The 17,910-nt window shown below is 49.2% G+C and carries 16 protein-coding genes; 4 read left to right on the top strand and 12 right to left on the bottom strand.

Going from position 1 to position 17,910, the window contains the following annotated elements; all coding sequences use genetic code 11:
* Positions 1-3: 3 nt before the first annotated feature.
* Together RYZ26_RS00470 and RYZ26_RS00465 are read right to left on the bottom strand one after the other, a co-directional pair.
* Positions 4-852 carry a hypothetical protein gene (locus tag RYZ26_RS00470; protein WP_317681111.1) on the bottom strand — a complete coding sequence of 283 codons (849 nt, stop codon included), beginning with the start codon at positions 850-852 and terminating at the stop codon, positions 4-6.
* A gap of 122 nt (positions 853-974) precedes the next feature.
* On the bottom strand, positions 975-1,499 hold the full coding sequence (locus RYZ26_RS00465) for a cyclic nucleotide-binding domain-containing protein (protein ID WP_317681110.1): 525 nt from the start codon (positions 1,497-1,499) through the stop codon (positions 975-977).
* A gap of 100 nt (positions 1,500-1,599) precedes the next feature.
* On the opposite strand from RYZ26_RS00465, the gene RYZ26_RS00460 reads away from it, so the two are divergent.
* A complete protein-coding gene (locus RYZ26_RS00460; protein WP_317681109.1) occupies positions 1,600-3,273 on the top strand; it encodes an adenylate/guanylate cyclase domain-containing protein in 1,674 nt (557 codons plus the stop codon).
* A 6-nt stretch (positions 3,274-3,279) separates the two neighbouring features.
* Here RYZ26_RS00460 and RYZ26_RS00455 read toward each other — a convergent pair whose 3' ends face one another.
* The 4 genes from RYZ26_RS00455 to yghU all read right to left on the bottom strand — a co-directional run bounded on the left by RYZ26_RS00455 (position 3,280) and on the right by yghU (position 7,721).
* Positions 3,280-5,199 (bottom strand): cyclic nucleotide-binding domain-containing protein, encoded by a 1,920-nt coding sequence (locus RYZ26_RS00455; RefSeq protein ID WP_317681108.1) that lies wholly within the window; start codon positions 5,197-5,199, stop codon positions 3,280-3,282.
* 93 nt (positions 5,200-5,292) lie between these two features.
* Positions 5,293-5,985 (bottom strand): hypothetical protein, encoded by a 693-nt coding sequence (locus RYZ26_RS00450; RefSeq protein ID WP_317681107.1) that lies wholly within the window; start codon positions 5,983-5,985, stop codon positions 5,293-5,295.
* A gap of 195 nt (positions 5,986-6,180) precedes the next feature.
* The gene (locus RYZ26_RS00445; protein WP_317681106.1) at positions 6,181-6,855 is read right to left on the bottom strand and encodes a glutathione S-transferase family protein; all 675 of its coding nucleotides are present in this window, start codon (positions 6,853-6,855) and stop codon (positions 6,181-6,183) included.
* 20 nt (positions 6,856-6,875) lie between these two features.
* The gene (yghU, locus tag RYZ26_RS00440; RefSeq protein WP_317681105.1) at positions 6,876-7,721 is read right to left on the bottom strand and encodes a glutathione-dependent disulfide-bond oxidoreductase; all 846 of its coding nucleotides are present in this window, start codon (positions 7,719-7,721) and stop codon (positions 6,876-6,878) included.
* 99 nt (positions 7,722-7,820) lie between these two features.
* Between yghU and RYZ26_RS00435 the strand changes: the two genes are divergently transcribed.
* Positions 7,821-8,702, top strand: coding sequence for a LysR family transcriptional regulator (locus RYZ26_RS00435; RefSeq protein ID WP_317681104.1), 882 nt, complete (start codon positions 7,821-7,823; stop codon positions 8,700-8,702).
* A gap of 71 nt (positions 8,703-8,773) precedes the next feature.
* Here RYZ26_RS00435 and RYZ26_RS00430 read toward each other — a convergent pair whose 3' ends face one another.
* From RYZ26_RS00430 to RYZ26_RS00420, 3 genes are all read right to left on the bottom strand, one after another.
* Positions 8,774-9,799, bottom strand: coding sequence for an aspartate-semialdehyde dehydrogenase (locus tag RYZ26_RS00430; RefSeq protein WP_317681103.1), 1,026 nt, complete (start codon positions 9,797-9,799; stop codon positions 8,774-8,776).
* 336 nt (positions 9,800-10,135) lie between these two features.
* Positions 10,136-10,762 carry a cation efflux transmembrane domain-containing protein gene (locus tag RYZ26_RS00425; RefSeq protein WP_317681102.1) on the bottom strand — a complete coding sequence of 209 codons (627 nt, stop codon included), beginning with the start codon at positions 10,760-10,762 and terminating at the stop codon, positions 10,136-10,138.
* A 68-nt stretch (positions 10,763-10,830) separates the two neighbouring features.
* Positions 10,831-11,265, bottom strand: coding sequence for a MarR family winged helix-turn-helix transcriptional regulator (locus RYZ26_RS00420; RefSeq protein WP_317681101.1), 435 nt, complete (start codon positions 11,263-11,265; stop codon positions 10,831-10,833).
* 95 nt (positions 11,266-11,360) lie between these two features.
* On the opposite strand from RYZ26_RS00420, the gene RYZ26_RS00415 reads away from it, so the two are divergent.
* The gene (locus RYZ26_RS00415) at positions 11,361-12,020 is read left to right on the top strand and encodes a glutathione S-transferase family protein (protein ID WP_317681100.1); all 660 of its coding nucleotides are present in this window, start codon (positions 11,361-11,363) and stop codon (positions 12,018-12,020) included.
* 5 nt (positions 12,021-12,025) lie between these two features.
* Here the strand turns inward: RYZ26_RS00415 and RYZ26_RS00410 are convergent, their stop codons facing one another.
* Positions 12,026-12,793, bottom strand: a complete 768-nt coding sequence (locus RYZ26_RS00410; RefSeq protein ID WP_317681099.1) for a hypothetical protein — start codon at positions 12,791-12,793, stop codon at positions 12,026-12,028.
* A gap of 109 nt (positions 12,794-12,902) precedes the next feature.
* Between RYZ26_RS00410 and RYZ26_RS00405 the strand changes: the two genes are divergently transcribed.
* Positions 12,903-14,078, top strand: coding sequence for a YeeE/YedE family protein (locus RYZ26_RS00405; RefSeq protein ID WP_317681098.1), 1,176 nt, complete (start codon positions 12,903-12,905; stop codon positions 14,076-14,078).
* Here the strand turns inward: RYZ26_RS00405 and RYZ26_RS00400 are convergent.
* Complete coding sequence (locus tag RYZ26_RS00400) at positions 14,070-16,910, bottom strand: EAL domain-containing protein (RefSeq protein WP_317681097.1); 2,841 nt, start codon at positions 16,908-16,910, stop codon at positions 14,070-14,072. The two genes, RYZ26_RS00405 and RYZ26_RS00400, sit on opposite strands and share 9 nt — an antisense overlap.
* Entirely contained in the window at positions 16,907-17,899 is a 993-nt protein-coding gene (locus tag RYZ26_RS00395; RefSeq protein WP_317681096.1) for a cytochrome-c peroxidase, read from the bottom strand. Before RYZ26_RS00395 ends, RYZ26_RS00400 begins: the two co-directional genes overlap by 4 nt.
* Positions 17,900-17,910 lie beyond the last annotated feature (11 nt).

The following is a 17,910-nucleotide window of genomic DNA, read 5'->3' as shown; positions in this document are numbered from 1 at the left end:
CGGTTACTGAACCGGATTGTGCCAGAAACGGGCAGGGATATTTTTGACACGCCTTGATAAGAGCGGGTTTGGTATCTGAAAGACTTTTGAAAAAGACTGGATTTTTTTTAAGGCTTTGGCCGTGTTTGGGTGTGTGTTGAAATTCGACATAAAGCTTCCGTTCTCATAGGCTGTGCGCAGACCCGATTCCAGAATGTCTTTAAGCGCCGTTGATTCTCTATTTAAATAAATGAAGTAATCAAACGGATAGAACAGGATGACATCGGGCTGAATTTCAAAATCATAACCTTTTCGCGCCTGTTGATCGATTTCAACATAGGCTTCGTTGATGCCCCGGTTAAACAGGCGGAAACGGCCATGGTTTAGCATGCGCCAGAGATTGTCATAGGTGGATGAAATGACATCGAACCCGGCGCTTTCAAAAATGGTTGTATCCGGCCAGCCAATGCCGGACCCAATGGTGTGACGTTGCAGGTCAGACAGATTGTTGATAACGAACCTTTCTCCTTTCTTGCGGATAAAAACCCGAGCGCCCAAAAGACCACGGGTTAGCGGAATATCGATTTGTAGAAAACGCAACTCTCGTTCCCGGGAATAGCCCGTAAAGAACATATCGATGTTTTGTCTGTTTTCCAGCATGTTGAGAACCCGTTCCTGTGACGTATTGGCGAGTGGAATTAGCTCAAGTTGATGGTCGGGGTCTGTTGTTTTGAGCGCCAGTTCAATCACACTAATTTCATAGGAAAAAATCTCAGGATCAGCATGCAAGAGGCCAAGTCGAAAGGTATCCGCACGCGAGGGTGTGGTGAAAAAGGCGACGAACAGAATAAGGAACAATCGAACCAGTTTCATAGAACAGCCAACAAATACATTTCTATCAAGTGTATCTGTCTCAAAAAGTATGTCCAGATGTAATTGCCTAATGACTATTTAAATCTGGAGTAGTGAACGTTGGTTGTTTCCTATTTTACGGATTACGCTTCTTCCGGAGTGAAATCAGGCGGGATGCGGCGTTCAGCGTAGTTGATCAGGACTTTGTAAAGCCCCTTCAGGAATACATCCAAGTCTTCCACATCATCAGCTTTTTTGATGAGATAATAGGCGATTTTGTCACGTTCGATATCTTTATCGCCATCGGGGCGGTTTTCCATCAGTTCAAACGGCAAGAGTTCCTGTGCATAAAGGATCAGGAACTGGACCGCATCGCGTCTGTCTTTTGATAGTTGGCTGAGACGGTCGTGGAATTCTTTGCGGCTGCACGTCAAAACGTTCGTGTCACTGACAGCAACAGCAGCGGCCATGCGGTTGGAATCAGAGATTACGCCCATCTCGCCAAACATGGCACCTTTGCCAATGGTGTCGATTTCCTTGATCTCACCATTTTTATCGACTTCCAGGCGAACCTTGCCCGAGGTGATGAGATAGGCTTCACCCGCACGTTGGTTCTGGGAGAAAATAATTTCACCTTCTTTGTAGGTACGTCGCGAATAATCTTTCATTTTGGTGTCCTTGGCAAATAATCCCTCTATTCGTAAGTATAATAATTATGTTTAAATATGCGAAGGTGCAAAATAAAAATATCTGGCTGAGGAGCAAGGCGTGAAACTCAACATCGGGCATAAAATTTTTGCAGTCGCTGTCGTTGTATTGATTTTAATGGCGATTGTGTCCGTTTTTTCCCTTCGCATCACCTCAAATATCAGTAATGAGCTGAATTTGGTGGCGAAAAAACAATTGCCGCTCAGTGACACCATTGGCCAGATCAACGTCAGTATTCTGGAACAGGGAATTCTGCTGCAGCAACTTTTTGTTCTGCCCCATGATACGGAAAAATCTATTCAGCGCCTGGAAGGTTTGAAAGACCGAATTGAGAGAAATTTTGATCGCGCCAATCATATTATTGAAAATGATGCCCTTGCCGATCACCCTGATGAGACCTTCGACAATCTGAAAAAGACCCTGCTGGATGTCGAAAAGGAATATCGCCAGTTTGAAGTGCATAGTATTCAACTGCTGGAGTTGCATGACCGTGGGGATATGGCGCAGTTTATTGATCTTCTGCCGGAACTCAACAAACAGCAGGCCGCGATTGACAAGGAAATTTCTGCCCTTCGGGTCCATGTGGAAAATGTGGCTGAAACCTCGGTTTCTAACGCGGATGAAGAAGAATATAAGTTGCTGGTTTTCCATTCTGTTATGACCGTGATTGCCTCTGTTTTGGGGCTTGGGATTGCCAGTATGATCACCATTGTGCTGGTCAAAAATATCCGCCGTCTTGTGGCTGCTAATGAACAGGTGGAAATCGGACAGTTGGATATCGCAGTACCCATTACGACCCATGATGAAGTGGGGAAACTCAGCGCGTCTTTTAACAATATGGTGGATGGGTTGCGCACCAAAGAACGGATCAAGGATACGTTCGGTAAATATATGGACCCGCGCATTGTCAGCAGGCTCATTGATAAGCCGGATTTTTGTAATCTGGGTGGGGAACGCTATGAGATGACGGTCATGTTTATTGACCTGAAGGGCTATACCTCTATCTCTGAAAAGCTGTCACCGGATGAACTGGTGGATATGCTGAACCTGTTTTTGGGTCGCATGACAGATGCGGTTTCAGCCAATCATGGGGTGGTGAATGACTTTATGGGCGATGCGGTGATGGCATATTGGGGCCCCCCGTTTTCAGGGGAAGATGATCACGCCTTGCTCGCCTGTAAAGCAGCTGTGGATGCCCGGAACAATTTCCAGCTGTTTGTGCAGGATGTGCATGAAAAACTGGGCGAACGCGCAGAAGGTCTGGATATCGATATGCGTGTAGGTCTGTCCACAGGCGAGGTTATTGCCGGAAATATCGGATCCTCGGCGTCGCGGAAATATTCTTTGGTTGGGGACCCGGTGAATTTGGGCTCCCGCCTTGAAGGGGCTAATAAAAACTACGGCACCCACATCATCATTTCTGAACGTACACGTGAATTGGCAGGTGAAACCATCCATGTGCGTGAACTTGATCTCATCCGGGTAAAAGGAAAGACCGAGCCGACCCGGATTTATGAATTGTTTGCAGATGAACAGGAGACAACCCTGTTTGATACGGCCTTAAGGGCTTATCGGGCACAGGATTGGGACGGTGCTATCAAGGCGTTTGAGGCCTGTGAAATCCAAGATCCTGCAGACCCGGTTCCTGCTATTTTTAAAGGTCGCATTGATCATTTGAAACAACAGCCACCCGGTGCTGATTGGGACTGCGTCTGGGACTTTCTGACCAAATAAGCTTATTTACTTTTCGATCCGTTCAGACAGGTCCAGTACGCGGTCGCTTAAGTGCATCAGCCAGTATTTGACAAAGCCGTTCAAGCCTTCCATCTGGCTGTCCAAGGCCTTTTTGGTGACCCGTGTCAGTAAGCAGTTGCTGACGGCAATGGCGGTTGCACTGCGCGGTTTATCTTCCAAAAGGGCCAGTTCACCGAAGATTTGGTTGGTGCCCAAAGTAATGAGCGTGACCTTTGATCCATTTTTGGTTTTAGAAATTTCAACGGAGCCTTTTTTGACGATATAGGCGCTGTCCGCTTTATCGCCTTCTTTGAAAATCACATCACCCGCCTTGACCGTAATGTTTTTGGTCAGTTTATTTGCTTGTTCATTTTTGGCGGACGGCTTTTTGTCTTTGGCAGGTTTTGGGTCTTCAAGGACCGGCTGTTTTTCATCAATGATGGGCTCACCGCTTTCGATCGAATTCTCCAGCATTTTCAGATATTCAATGACTTTTTTTTCCAGACTGGATTTCAGTTCTGGCTCGAAATTTCCGTTATTCAGGCGGAACATGATGCCGCTTAGAACGCAGAAAGAATCACTCGGTTTGGTCAAGTCCGGGATTAGTGAAGAGATAGATTGGACCTTCTTGTTTGCCCGAACCAAAGCAGCATTTAAGTTTTTGCCATATTTCTTCTTAAGATCAGACTGGCTTAAATCCAGAAGGTAGCCCAAGCGGATGGCCGGGTCGGGGACAAGGCCCAGGATGCTTTCGATACTTTCCGCCATATCCAGATCATCGGGGCCGGATTTAAGGGTGATTTTGGCACGTAAGGTAATGGCTGCACTCATGTCCGGGCCGCCAACAAAACCGGTTCTTTCTTTGAGCGATCGTACGATGCGCACAAAACATTCCCGGTTTTCTTCGCCGGAACTTTTCATCAAAGGCGAAATATTGCGCAGCTGACCGCGCACCTTATCCATCAACAGTTCTTTGGTGATGGGCAGGCTGTCTTCAAGCATGGCTTCATTCAGAATTTCAATGCAGGGATCGGATTTTTTATCAACTTCGGCCTCCCCCATGCAGAGTTTGATGAGGAATTCACAAATCAGGCCGACTTCGGGTTTGATCTTCAAGATAGAGGCAATGACTTCGCTGTTGTCCATCAATTCAGCGATGACTTCATCCAGGACCTGGTGGAAGCTGTCCGGGGCATCCTGTTTACGTAGCTCCAGTATGGCGAAAAGCTTTTTATTGTAATCGGCTGCATCATTCAGCACGACGGACAGAGTGTGGTAAAGCGCGATTTGCGGGTCGGTTGAATGTTTCTTATCTTCCAGATCATCCAGCAGGGCTTTGACGCCTTTGTCTTTCAGCAGCTGATAATGGCGTCGGTCCATATCCAGGATTTTGGCTTTGCGAATGACCAGGTCAAAGGCATCATGATGGCTGTTGTTAATCTCGGCAGAATCAAGGTCTGGTTTGCCTTGTGTCTGCAGGGTCGTAATGCGTTGGGTTGCGCGCATTAATAATGTGTCGTGACGTTCAATGGATAGAAGATTGCCATAATCAAACAGAAGTTCCAGGGCAGAAATAGAGCGGGTGTTCAGAAAATGTCTCAGCAACCGTCCAACTGTTTTGCGCGCCGGGAATTGGTAATAATCCAGAATGTCTGAACAGGGCGGGGCTTCATCCACGCGGGAAATGGACAGTTCATTTTTGGCTTGCACGCCTGTTTTTTGTTCAAAAATAACGTTGGTGCGACCGGAAGGGTCGCTGCTTTCAGAAGTGACGCGAACCGCGCTGAATTTATTTTGGTTTACCAGACTTTCGGCATGTTCAATGGCGCGCCATTTGACAGAAAAGATTGTATCCAGAACCCACTGGCCTGTTCTGGAACAGGTGGATACTTCATAGGTGTAGGTGGTAAATTCTGATTTCGCCATAACTTTTAATCTCGCGCCATTTGGATTTGGGCAAGCATCTCATGAGTTATGTAGACTGACAAGTCATTGATGGCAAAAGACTGTCCAGTGCCTTTATTTTGTTACTTTTGGGATAACCTTATTGACGATTTCAATCACTTCACGGCCACGTTTTGTATCGTGACACATGATCCGATCCGGGATTGTAGCCAGTGGCGGGGTCGAGGTATAGCTCAGTTGGCTGAAACTTGGGTCTGTGGCTAAAGCAGTGTCCAGGCCAAGCAGTGGCACAACCAACGCATCCATGCGTTTGCGCACCAGTTTTTTCAGGTTGATCTTGATGTCTGGTTGAAATTCATACTTTGCACCGACTTGCGGGATGACATCGCCCATGGTGTGTTGACGATAGATCAGGCCAACAGTTTTACCCAAAAGGTCATTTTTCTGCAGAATTTTCGGCGTGTCTTTATGATAAACAGCAACCCAATGTGTATCATGGATGGGAAGAGATTCGATATAACCTTTTTCCGGGTCATGATAGACAGCCGCATCGGGGGTTACGCAAGCATATTTACCTTTGAAAAAAGCACCATAGCCATGGGTCGGGCTCGAATAACGATAACTGATGGGCGGCTCGCTATGTCGGAGAACCTTGGCAATTACCTGTCCGGTCGGACCTTCCAGCTGTTCTGTACTATCCCCGAAATTTTCCGGGTTAAGCGGGATAATCAGATCGAAATCATATTCTTGTGCTTGTGCTTGCGATGTCATCAGCAGAACAAGGACACATAAGAGACGTAGTACCATTTTATCAAGCTTTATAATCATCATGGGGCGTGAGGATAGCTTGTATTTAGATTTTTGTAAACAATCTATAGGTTTGCTTGCATTTTATGCAATTTAATCTTGTATTGTATTTATTGTTGGCATCTTTTTGATAAGTAAAAGGAAAGGGGGGATATCGCGGTTTTGTAACATACCCCCCTGCGGTTGAAGATCCTGTTATTTCGGGTAGTTCGATGGGAACAGGGCACGGCGTGATGCCTCGTCCGGTTCTGTTTTAAAGTTAATATCTTTCCCAACGGTGCGGACCCGTGCGACGGCGTCGCGTTTGTTGATGGCGTTGTACCATTTTTCCAGATTCGGGAATTCGCCCAGACGGCCCTGACCCAGAACGGGTACGTTTTTATCAATCCAGCCCCAGGCGGAAATATCAGCAATGCTATAACTGTCCCCGACGATGAAGTTACGCCCTTCAAGGTGCTTGTCCAACACTTCATAGTGACGTTCAGCCTCGCGCATATAACGGTTGCGGGCATAGTCGATCTTTTCGGGCGCTGCGTGGTGAAAATGCACGGACTGGCCGGAATAGGGGCCAAGGCCTGTCGCGATAAACATCAACCAGGACAGAAGCTGGGGATGGTCTTCTTCCTTGACCAGAAACTTGCCAGTTTTTTGTGCGAGATACATCAGGATGGCGGTGGAATCGAACACAATCACCCCGTCATCATCAATGGCAGGCAGCTTGCCGTTGGGGTTGATGGCGCGAAATTCAGCGGTGTGTTGTTCGCCTTTCATGGTGTCAACGGGCACCAGTTCATAGTCCAGTCCGCTTTCTTCCAGGAACAGGGCGATCTTGTTGGGGTTTGGGGTCGGGTGATAGTAGAAAGTCAACATAGGGGGGATACCTTCAGGTTTTAAGAATTGGGAGTAAAGTCGGATGCATCGTGGCGTTCGCGCAATTGCTCAGCAGGGTCGCCCCAGACGCGATTGACCCGGCGGCCACGTTGTACGGCCGGGCGCTGCCAGACCTGTTCTGCCCAGCGAACAACATGTTGATAGTCTTGTACTTGCAAGAATTCAGCCGCGTTATAAAGCGCACCGCGTACCAGATTGCCGTACCAGGCCCAGATGGCGATATCGGCGATGGTGTAGCTGTCGCCCGTGATAAACTCTTTATCCGCCAGCTGTTTGTCCAACACGTGCAGTTGACGTTTGGCCTCCATCGCATATCGGTTGATGGCATATTCGTACTTGGCAGGCGCATAGTGATAGAAATGTCCGAAGCCGCCGCCCAGAAATGGTGCGGTTCCGTGGGACCAGAACAGCCAATTCAACACTTCTGTGCGCTCAGATAGGTCATGGGGCAGGAACTGATCATATTTTTCTGCGAGATACAAAAGGATAGAGCTGGTCTCAAACACCCGGATGTTTTTTTCTGCATCAAAAAGAGCGGGGATTTTGGAATTGGGGTTCAAGTCTACAAATCCGCTGGAAAATTGCTCACCTTCGGTGATGTCGATGAAGAAGGCGTCATAATCAGCCTCGGTTACGCCTGCTTCCAGCAGTTCTTCCAGCATGATCGCAACTTTCTGCCCGTTGGGTGTGCCATAAGAATAAAGCTGTAAGGGGTGTTTACCTTTGGGCAAGTCGGCTTCATAGGTTGCTCCGGAAATCGGGCGGTTGACCTTGGCCCAGGCCCCGCCGTTTTCACTGTCCCAATGCCAGACCTTGGGCGGGATATAAGTGTCTTGTTGTGTCATGGGTTTGCTCTCAACTGAATTTTCATTTGTCGAAAGCTTACATTTTGAATATTTTTAAATAAATGCCGCATTTTTGAAAATTATGTTTGAAAAATTCGAATGTATGCCATCACAGATCTTGAAACCTTCGTCGCTGTCGCCAAGCGAAACAGTGTTTCCAAAGCCGCCGGGGAACTGGGGATATCCATTGCCACGGCCAGTTACCGCCTGAGTAAACTGGAACAGGCGTTGAACGTTCTGCTGTTTCATCGTGATAATCGCAACATGACTTTGACGGATGAAGGTCTGTTGTTTCTGGAACGGGTTGAAGGGATTCTGGATGACCTTTATCAGGCCGAAATTGATATTGGTGGCGGGGATGCGCCGTTGCAGGGCCATTTGCGCGTTACGGTGTCGCCCTGGGTGCTGTCCCGTTTCATCATGCCGCACCTCCCCAAATTTCAGGCGATGCATCCCAAACTCGCCATAGATTTTCTGACCGTTGATCGTCTGGTGTCGCTGGTGGAAGAAGGCCAGGATTGCGGCATCCGCATCGGTGCGTTGGAAGACAGCGCCCTGATTGCGCAGAAACTGGCGGACAACGAACGCATCATCTGCGCCTCCCCCAAATTGTTTGACCGTTTCAAGGTGCCGACTTGCTTGAATGATCTGGAAAAACTGCCCTGGGTGTATTTGCCGTGGCAAAGCAGTTTTGATCTACAGAATGCGGACGGGCGAAAATGTCAGATCAGGGTGAATTCTGCCTCCTCCATCTCTGTGGTCGGATCAGACGTCCTGACCGAAGGGGCATTGAACGGTCTGGGCCTCGCCGTCAAATCCCGCCTCGCCATCCAGAAAGAACTTGATTGTGGTGATCTGATTGAAGTCATGCCCAACAGCCTGATCGAAACCAAAGCCCCCATCTGGTTCCTCTATCCGCCGAATGGTCGAAACGGGCGCAAGGTGAAGGAGTTTTTGAAGTTTATTCGTGAGGTGTTTTGATCAGGTACAAAAACCGCGACGCAGTTGCCCACATCGCGGTTTTTCGTTTCTTCTAAAAAGCCGTCAGCTTCTTATTTTTTCAGGTGATCACGCACCAGAGCTTCGGCGATCTGGACAGTATTCAGAGCCGCGCCTTTGCGCAGGTTGTCTGAGACACACCAGAAAGACAGGCCGTTGTCCACAGTGTCGTCCTTGCGGATACGTGAGACGTATGTTGCATCTTCGCCTGCACATTCAACCTGAGTCACATAGCCTTCGTCCGCGCGGTGATCAACAACCACGAGACCATCTTGCGCAGCCATGACTTCGCGCGCGCGCGCTTCGTCAATCGGCTTGGTGGTTTCGATGTTGATATATTCCGCGTGACCAACGAAGGCAGGCACACGACAGCAGTTGGCGTGGACTTTGATGTTTGGATTGAGGATTTTTGCAGTCTCGACTTTCATCTTCCACTCTTCTTTGGTCGCGCCGTCATCCATGAACACATCAATGTGCGGGATACAATTGAAAGCGATCTGTTTTGTGAAGACTTTCTGTTTTTCAGAGGCCGGTGCATTCATGTAAATGCCTTTGGTCTGTTCAAACAGTTCATCCATCGCTTCTTTACCGCCGCCGGAAACGGATTGGTAAGTTGAAACGATCACACGCTCAATACCGAATTCTTCATGCAGAGGCTTCAGGGCCACCATCATCTGGATGGTTGAGCAGTTCGGGTTGGCGATGATGTTGCGCTTTGTGTACTCACCGATGGCATCCGGGTTTACTTCCGGGACGATCAGGGGAATATCTTCATCCATGCGGAAGTGGGATGTGTTGTCGATGACAACCGCACCAGCTTCTGCAGCACGTGGGGCGTATTTGGCAGAAATGGAACCGCCTGCGGACGCCAGCACGATGTCAGTGCCTGTGAAGTCAAATGTGTCGAGGTCCACGACTTTCAGCACTTCGTCTTCACCATAAGAGATTTCACGGCCGACAGAGCGACGTGACGCCAGCGCCACAACTTCATCAGCGGGGAAATTACGTTCCGCCAAAATTTGCAGCATCTCGCGGCCCACGTTGCCAGTGGCACCCATTACTGCGACTTTATAGCCCATTTACTTCTTCCTTTTTAATCAGTGGCCTTCGGTTGTTCCCTTAAAGCCCTTTTCCTCGATTTTAAAACGCACATACGAAAAAAGGCCCTGAGCGATTTCCCGCGAGGCCTTTTTCGAATATACGATCCGTCTTCAGGTTCCCCGCAGCTACGCCGTGGTTTTCGTCGTTTTTGTGGTTGTCTTGGAGCCGGTGAGAGTTACGCATGCAACATCACCTGCAAAAGACTTTGCAGTTGTCTTGGTCTTAGACATGATGTTCAACGCCATAAACATGGTTTGTATGTAACTCCTGTGTTCGTGACGCCTTTCATACTGAAAAGACTCCCATTTGTCTAGTCACTTTTGCGCGTCGCACAATTCAACATAAGATTTTGAAATAATCTGTCCCGCGCCCCACAGGCCAAGCCCAGCGATCCCCAGACCGACAAGAATATCCGGCCAGCCGCTGGTGGTGGTCCAGACGCCGAGGCCTGCGGCCATCACCGCGATATTGGCAATGGCGTCATTTCTGGAACAAATCCAGATGGACTGACGGTTGGCATCCCCGCCGCGATGACGATACAGTAAAAGGGCGACGACGACGTTGGTGACAAGGGCGAGGAAGCCGATGATCCCCATGACCTCGGCGCGCGGCACAGTGCCGTCAATAATATGACTGACCGAGCTATAAAAAACATAAAGTCCCACCAGCCCCATGCAGATGCCTTTAAAAAGGGCGGCTTTGGCCCGCACCGTCAGGCTCATGCCCAGCACAACAAGGGTGATGGCGTAATTGGCCGCATCGGAAAAGAAATCCATGGCATCTGCGGTCAGGGCAAGGGATTGCCCCAAGGCACCTGCGATAAGTTCCACCAGAAACATTAAGGCATTTGTGATCAGCGCAAACCAAAGGATTCGGCGATAGGTTTTATCCTCCACCGGGCCTTGCTGGTCGCTGGAACAGGATTGGCATCCGGCACTCATGATCTAAGGCTCCCTTCCCAAAAGAACCTCATGAATATGGGCTTGTAGCTGGGCAGGATGCAAGGGCGTTACTGTAATTTTTTCAACAGATTGATCAGGGTAGCTATCTCGGCTTCCGACAATTTATCCCCCATATGTTCTTGAATGAAGGGACCGTAAATCTGCCAGATATTATCTTTGATTTTACGACCTTGTTCGGTGATTTGGATGACCTGGGCGCGTTTGTCACCGGGCAGGGGCTTTGATGAAACCAGCCCGGCTTTTGCCATCCGGTCGATGAGGCGGGAGATGTTGTATTGAGACAGCAACAAACTGTCTTCCAGCATTTTTGGGCGTAAATAGCCATCAGGCGTGCGCGATAGTTCCAAGAGCACATCATACCATTTCAAAGACGGCAATTTCGCGGCCTTCAAACGGGTTTCAATCTCATTCATCAGGGTCTGTTCCACACGGATCAGTTTGGACCAGGCCTGCATGGTTTGGGTGGTGGGTTTCTCTGTCATAAGGTCTTTATACAAAATATATGCAACTGCATCAATATTGACATTCATGCAAATGCATGTATTTTAAATGCAGTTGCATATAAATGGAGTTTCCCATGAAGATTAAATTGATCAGCTATGTTCTCTGCCCTTATGTTCAGCGTGCTGTTATCTCGCTGAAAGAGAAAAATATTCCTTTTGAACGCATCGATATTGATCTGGCGAACAAGCCGGATTGGTTTCTAAAACTTTCCCCCCTTGGCAAAACACCTGTGCTGCAGGTGGATGATCAGGTGTTTTTCGAATCCAACGTGATCCTGGAATTTCTCGAAGATATTCTGGTACATCCACTTCACCCTGAAGATCCAGTTGTGCGTGCGCGTCATCGCAGTATGATTGAGTTTTCTTCCGCCTTGTTAAATGACATCGCTGGATTTTACGGGGCGAAGGATCAAACGGTGTATGAAACAAAGAAAGAGATGATCCAAAAGAAGTTCATCTGGCTTGAAAATGCGCTGGAAGACGGTCCCTGGTTTAACGGAGAAAACTTCAGCCTGGTAGATGTGGTCTATGGCCCGGTCTTTCGCTATTTCGATACGTTTGAACAGGTCGATGGATTACGTTTCTTTGATAATCTGCCAAGACTCAGCAAGTGGCGTGCAGCATTATCTCAACGCGCATCCGTGCAGGAGGCCGTGATTGAAGATTATCCAGACAGGCTTCGGACATTTCTGTTGAACCGCAATTCCTATCTTAGTCAACAGATGGCGGCGTGATAGCTTTACTTATCCCAGGTCTCTTCATTGCCATCGACCAGCGTTAATTGCACGCCCGTTTCGGTGGCGGTGACGGGACCGAGGATGAGGGAGTTATATTTCTGTTCGGCAATTACTTCGGCTTCACCGGATTGGAAAGTGACGACCTTTAAGCCTGTGCGTGTCACATCGGGCAGGATGATGTCCGGGGTTTTATCGCCATTCCAGTCCATAATCTCATGCAAATCCAACTCGGATGAGCCGAGTTTGTGGTTGGAATAGGCAAAGGTGGATTTATCGATCACAAGCTTGCTGCCGCGTCGTTCAAACAGGGTGAGATGACCGCTGAGGTGAGGCTTGATCACACTGGCGATTTCCAGCTTGCCATCACGGTCAAAATCCCCGGTGCCAATGGGGTTTTGCCAACGGTGCGCTGTGCCAATGGCTTCGCTTTCCGCCGCGATTTTTAATTTGCCGCCGCGCACTTCCAAAAGCGCGAGCGCTGCCCCGCGATCAAGGTAGGAACGCACCACCAAAATGGCTTTGCGTCCGTTCAGCCCCATGGGGATGAGCCGTGGAGTGATATCTTCGAAAACCGAGTCTTCATCCAGACGAAAGGCAAGGATATTACCGTCATCCATGATGGCTTCCACTGCGCCATATTCAATACAGTCGCCCAAGACACAATGGTCATATCGTTCGGTGGGAAGAGAGAAGCGTGCGTCCACAATATCTGCAGCATCGGCTGCAAAACTCGCCAAAGTCAGAAGAAGGACGGAAAGGATTAATCGCATGGCACACCTCTTTTTCTTTTCTTATCTCATACTATTACTTAACACTCCGTGAAGCTGCTCACATAAGTGTGATTTGCCAGTGAGCAAATTCGTGCGTTAGATTATTCTCATGAACACGACGGTACCCCTCCCCCCTTCCCCAAACCCAACCGAGACTGTTCTCTCCGGCCCCCGCGTTGCCCTCGTTGGGGCCGGACTTGCGTTTGGGATCTGGTTTTTCGCAGAAGATAATCTGCAACAGGGACAATTGTTTGCCATTGGCCTGGGCCTTGGGGCAGCTTTGTTCTATGGCGCGTTTGGGTTCAGTGCGGCCTATCGAAAAGCCATTGTCCATCGTGACGTCAGTGGTGTTCTTGCACAAATCATTATGATCGGTCTGGCAACCCTTTTGTTCGCCCCTGTCTTATCATCGGGGGAGGCCAGCGGGGCCTGGGCCCCTGTGGGTGTGCAGGTCGGTATCGGCGCTTTTATCTTTGGTGTTGGCATGCAACTGGGCGGGGCGTGTGCGTCTGGCACTTTGTTCAGCATTGGTGGTGGAAGTTTACGGATGATGATTACGCTTTTCTTCTTCTGTATGGGGGCGTTTATCGGCTCGCTTCACCTTGGGTGGTGGGGGCAGTTGCCTGACTGGGGGACCCATTCGTTGGGGCATCTTTATGGGTGGGAAAGTGCTGTCCTGATACAGACGAGCATCTTTGTGCTGTTGTTCTTTGCTCTGCGGCGTTGGTCAAAAGGACATGCGCAATCGGGCCTGTGGAAATCCGAACTGGGATTGAAGAATCTGCTGATAGGGCCCTGGCCTTTGATCCATTGTGCCATTGCATTGGCCCTGTTAAATTTTGCCACTTTAATGACGGCCGGGCACCCTTGGTCCATCACCTGGGCCTTTACCTTATGGGGTGCAAAAACGGCAACGGTTCTTGGATGGGATGCGGCGTCCAGCGGTTTCTGGACGGCGCCTTTTCAGGCCCAGGCATTGGGCAATCCGGTTTGGCAGGATAAGACATCCTTGATGAATATTGCTGTTGTCATTGGCGCCTTTGCTGCGGCTATCATTTCATCCGGGTTGAAGATTAAAGCCCATATATCTTTAACGACATTACTTGCGCTGATCATCGGTGGCCTGATGATGGGCTACGGGGCGCGGCTTGCGTATGGCTGCAATATTGGGGCGCTGTTTTCCGGTATGGCGTCAACCAGCCTGCATGCCTGGCTGTGGATATTCTGTGCCATCCCCGGCACCATGGTCGGGATAAAACTGCGCCCGCTTTTTGGGTTAGACTGATAGCTTTTTCGCTTTAATCGCCGCCATGAAATCTTCCACCGGGATGGGTTTGCTATAGTGATAACCCTGGATCAGATTACAATTGCGTTCCAAAAGGAAATCGTTCTGCCCCTGATTTTCAACCCCTTCGGCAACGACCTTTAATTTCAGGCTTTGCGCCATGGACAAAATCGCTTCGGTAAGTGCTGCATCTTCTGAATTCAGCAGCACTTCATTGATGAAGGAACGATCAATCTTCAGCGTAGAAATAGGGAAACGTTTGAGGTAACTAAGCGAGGAATAGCCCGTGCCGAAATCATCAATGGAGAGTTGAACGCCCAGGTCCCGCACATCACGCAGAGTTTTCAGGACTTCACTGTCATCATCGACCAACAGGCTTTCAGTGATTTCAAGGGTCAGTTTATCTTCCGGCAGTTTGGTTTCTGTCAGGGTTTCTTTGACCAGACCCAGAATATCACTGCGTTTAAACTGGCGGCTGGACAGATTGACACTGACGCCCACATCCAGATTTTCTTCATGGCACCAACGCGCAGCATCCCGGCAGGCCTGACGTAAAATCCATTCCCCCATCGGGACGATCAGGCCGGTGTCTTCAGCCAGTGGAATGAATTTACCCGGTGGGATCAACCCGCGTTCCGGGTCATTCCAGCGAACCAGCGATTCTGTTGATTTGACGGTTTGGCTGACCGGGTCGATCATGGGTTGGTAATGCAGGACAAAATGGCCTTTATCCATGGCTTCATGCAAGGCCACTTCCATTTTGTGACGTTCCTGGGCGCGCGAATTCATTTCTGCTGTGAAGAAACAATAGGTATTGCGCCCAAGGTCTTTGGCCTTGAACATGGCCGCATCAGCATTTTGCAACAAGCTGTCCACGGTCTTGCCATCATCGGGGAAGAAGGTCGCGCCGACGGACACGGACGTATAAGTCGTGTTGCCTTCCAGCAGGTAAGGCAGGCTCAAACATTCCAGCATGCGTTTCAGCAAAGCTTCCACATCCGCATTATTGGCTGCATCATTTAAGATGATGATGAATTCATCCCCGCTCAGACGTGCAATGGTGTCGCTGCTTCTAAAGAGGGAGCGCAGACGGTCTGCTACATGGCGCAGCAATTCATCGCCGATGATATGACCGACTGTGTCGTTGATTCGCTTGAAATTGTCGATATCCAGGAAGAACAGGGCAATGCGCTGGTTATGACGCTTGGCCATATTGATCGATTGGGTCAATCGGTCCCTGAACAAATTGCGGTTGGGGAGGTCGGTCAGCGAATCGTAATTGGCCTGATAATGGATGCGTTCTTCTGACTTTTTGCGGCTGGTGATGTCGGTAAAGAGGGATACCCGTTTCATCATCTCCCCCTCATCATCATAGATGGTGGTGATGGAGAGCCATTCGGGATAAATCTCGCCATTTTTGCGACGGTTCCAAATCTCGCCCTGCCAGGTCCCGGCGATGCGCAATTCATCAAACATCTTCTGATAATAGGCTTTGTCGTGCCGCCCGGAACTTAAGATGCCAGGGGAACGACCAATGACTTCTTTTTCATTATAGCCGGTAATTTCACTAAAGGCCGGATTGACCATTTCGATCTTGTTATCCTTATCCGTCACCATCATGGCTTCGGAAGCGGTCTGAAAAACTGTACCGGCCAGTTGTAACTGGCTTTGGGCGCGTTTTTGTTCGGTCAAATCGACCCGCACCAAGGCATGACCGCCTTGTGCCATCGGCGTGTCGGAACTGAGCATCCAGTTCCCCTCGCTGGTCAAATCGATAGATGACCCATCGGGTTGAGCTTCGCGTTGGATAAGGTGTTTGCTGTCGGTGCGCGCTTTTTCAAATGCACCCAAGGTCATTCCCTGTTTGAGCGGAGCGGTAATTCCACTGTGCAGACGTTCAAAGGTCGCGTTCCAGAATACCAGTTTTTCATCGGGACCAAAAAAGGCAAACCCTTCGGACATGCTGGAGACGGCATCTTCAAACAATTGGGCGTTTTTACGTGATTTTTCACTGGCCCGATTCCATCTGAAAACCGCATAGGCCAAGGCCAGAAAGATCATGACTGCCAGCCCCAACAGCAAAAAGAGGTAGCCGTTATTTTTATTGTAACGCGACGTCTCAATGGATTGCAGGGAACTGATCAACAGGTTGGTGGCCAACTGGCTTTCCGGGTTGAACATCTCTTTCAGGATGTCAGAAATTTCCTGTGTGGTCTGGAAGCTTAGTTCCATATGACGTCGCGCGTTTGCCAGCTCTTTATTGTCCGTCCGTTGGCTCAGTTGGTTCAGGAGCTTCAGCGTATCCTGTGTGGTGGTAAAACGTTCTTCGGTCGGAAAAATCTGATAGCCCTGCAGTTCGTTCAGGGCACGCAAAGACAGAACGGATCCATCTAACCCATAATTTTTGGCATGTTCACGTAACGCTGCCAGCAGGAAGTTACTGGAATTGCGCGCGAGTGCGACTTTGGCTTTTAGGGTTTCGATCTTTTCAACACGGGCTTCAACTGATGTATTCAGCAAATCCATCTGATCCGGCAATGAGGGCACCATCGTTTCCGGGATTGCGGTCAAAAGACGGGACAGGTTTTTGCGGGTATCTTTCAATTGTTGAACCGTATCGACGATCCCGTCAAAATGCACCAGCTTAAAGCTTGCGGCCTTTAGCGCATCTTCATTTAATTTCAAATCCAGATGTTTGATTTTATGGGCCGTGGCGATGGTTTGGGTCAGATGCACGATTTCATCTGTCTCGGACTTAAACAGATGAAAGGTCAGGGCAATGGTCAGGGCCAGAACGCCGATCAACAGTACGATCAGTTGTGATGATTTCATTTTGCTTTCATCCGGTACTGTCCGCTCAAGGAATAGATAAAGGCCTGAATATCTTTGTTATCCTGTTTGGGGATGTCATAGCCCAATTGATAGCGCGCCATGATGTCGATGGCCTCTTCCAGCGTTTTGACACTGCCATCATGAAAATAAGGGGCGGTATGGGCGGCAACGCGCAGGCTGGGGACTTTGAAGACATGCAGGTCTTTCTCATCTTTGGTCACATTATATCGGCCCAGGTCATCCTTTGAATTAGTGTTCTTTTCATTGAAGAACGGGATAAACGCGCCCATGCGCTGATACATATTCCCCCCGACATTGATCCCCTGATGGCAGGCCACGCAGCCATATTCCTTAAACAGGGAATAGCCGCGTTTTTGCTGCGGGCTGATGGCATCGTCATAGCCGCGTAAATATTGATCAAAGGGGGAATTAACTGTGGTCAGGGTATATTCGTAGGATTTGATAGCATCAGCGATGGTATCTTCACTGATGATGCCGTCATAGAGCCTTTCAAAGGCCTGCACATAGCTTTCATCTGCTGACAATTTGGCAATCACCTCTTCCCAGACAGCTCCCATCTCAATCGGGTTGGTGACCGGGCCTTTGGCTTGTTCGGTCAAATCACCGGCACGCCCATCCCAGAATTGGGCGAAGTTAAAGCGGCTGTTCATCACGGTCGGGGCATTGACGGTTCCAACCTGGTCTTTTATCCCGGTGGAGGTCGTGGTGCCGTCCACGCCATAGTTGCTGACATTATGACAGCTGGCACAGCTGACAGAATTGTCACCGGACAGCAGGGTTTCATGAAACAAACGATCACCCAAGGCGACTTTGGCTGGATCGACATCATGTTCCAGCGGGATGGGGCGAATGGGTTCGTTTTCGCGGTTGATATTCTCATTTAAAATGCTTTGGGCAGTACAAATTTTTGATGACAACAAACCTGCCAACAAAACAGCATAAAAAATACCTTTTCCACGCACGCGCATAACAATGACCC

The organism is Terasakiella sediminum (assembly GCF_033100395.1).
Taxonomy (GTDB): domain Bacteria; phylum Pseudomonadota; class Alphaproteobacteria; order Rhodospirillales; family Terasakiellaceae; genus Terasakiella.
The sequence above is the reverse complement of the archived record's forward strand: the minus strand, read 5'-3'. Positions and strand labels throughout refer to the sequence as shown.

Coding starts and splice junctions, on each gene's coding strand:
- RYZ26_RS00470 (WP_317681111.1), bottom strand. CDS start 852: ATGAAACTGGTTCGATTGTTCCTTATTCTGTTCGTCGCCTTTTTCACC.
- RYZ26_RS00465 (WP_317681110.1), bottom strand. CDS start 1,499: ATGAAAGATTATTCGCGACGTACCTACAAAGAAGGTGAAATTATTTTC.
- RYZ26_RS00455 (WP_317681108.1), bottom strand. CDS start 5,199: ATGGCGAAATCAGAATTTACCACCTACACCTATGAAGTATCCACCTGT.
- RYZ26_RS00450 (WP_317681107.1), bottom strand. CDS start 5,985: ATGGTACTACGTCTCTTATGTGTCCTTGTTCTGCTGATGACATCGCAA.
- RYZ26_RS00445 (WP_317681106.1), bottom strand. CDS start 6,855: ATGTTGACTTTCTACTATCACCCGACCCCAAACCCCAACAAGATCGCC.
- yghU (WP_317681105.1), bottom strand. CDS start 7,721: ATGACACAACAAGACACTTATATCCCGCCCAAGGTCTGGCATTGGGAC.
- RYZ26_RS00435 (WP_317681104.1), top strand. CDS start 7,821: ATGTATGCCATCACAGATCTTGAAACCTTCGTCGCTGTCGCCAAGCGA.
- RYZ26_RS00430 (WP_317681103.1), bottom strand. CDS start 9,799: ATGGGCTATAAAGTCGCAGTAATGGGTGCCACTGGCAACGTGGGCCGC.
- RYZ26_RS00425 (WP_317681102.1), bottom strand. CDS start 10,762: ATGAGTGCCGGATGCCAATCCTGTTCCAGCGACCAGCAAGGCCCGGTG.
- RYZ26_RS00420 (WP_317681101.1), bottom strand. CDS start 11,265: ATGACAGAGAAACCCACCACCCAAACCATGCAGGCCTGGTCCAAACTG.
- RYZ26_RS00415 (WP_317681100.1), top strand. CDS start 11,361: ATGAAGATTAAATTGATCAGCTATGTTCTCTGCCCTTATGTTCAGCGT.
- RYZ26_RS00410 (WP_317681099.1), bottom strand. CDS start 12,793: ATGCGATTAATCCTTTCCGTCCTTCTTCTGACTTTGGCGAGTTTTGCA.
- RYZ26_RS00405 (WP_317681098.1), top strand. CDS start 12,903: ATGAACACGACGGTACCCCTCCCCCCTTCCCCAAACCCAACCGAGACT.
- RYZ26_RS00400 (WP_317681097.1), bottom strand. CDS start 16,910: ATGAAATCATCACAACTGATCGTACTGTTGATCGGCGTTCTGGCCCTG.
- RYZ26_RS00395 (WP_317681096.1), bottom strand. CDS start 17,899: ATGCGCGTGCGTGGAAAAGGTATTTTTTATGCTGTTTTGTTGGCAGGT.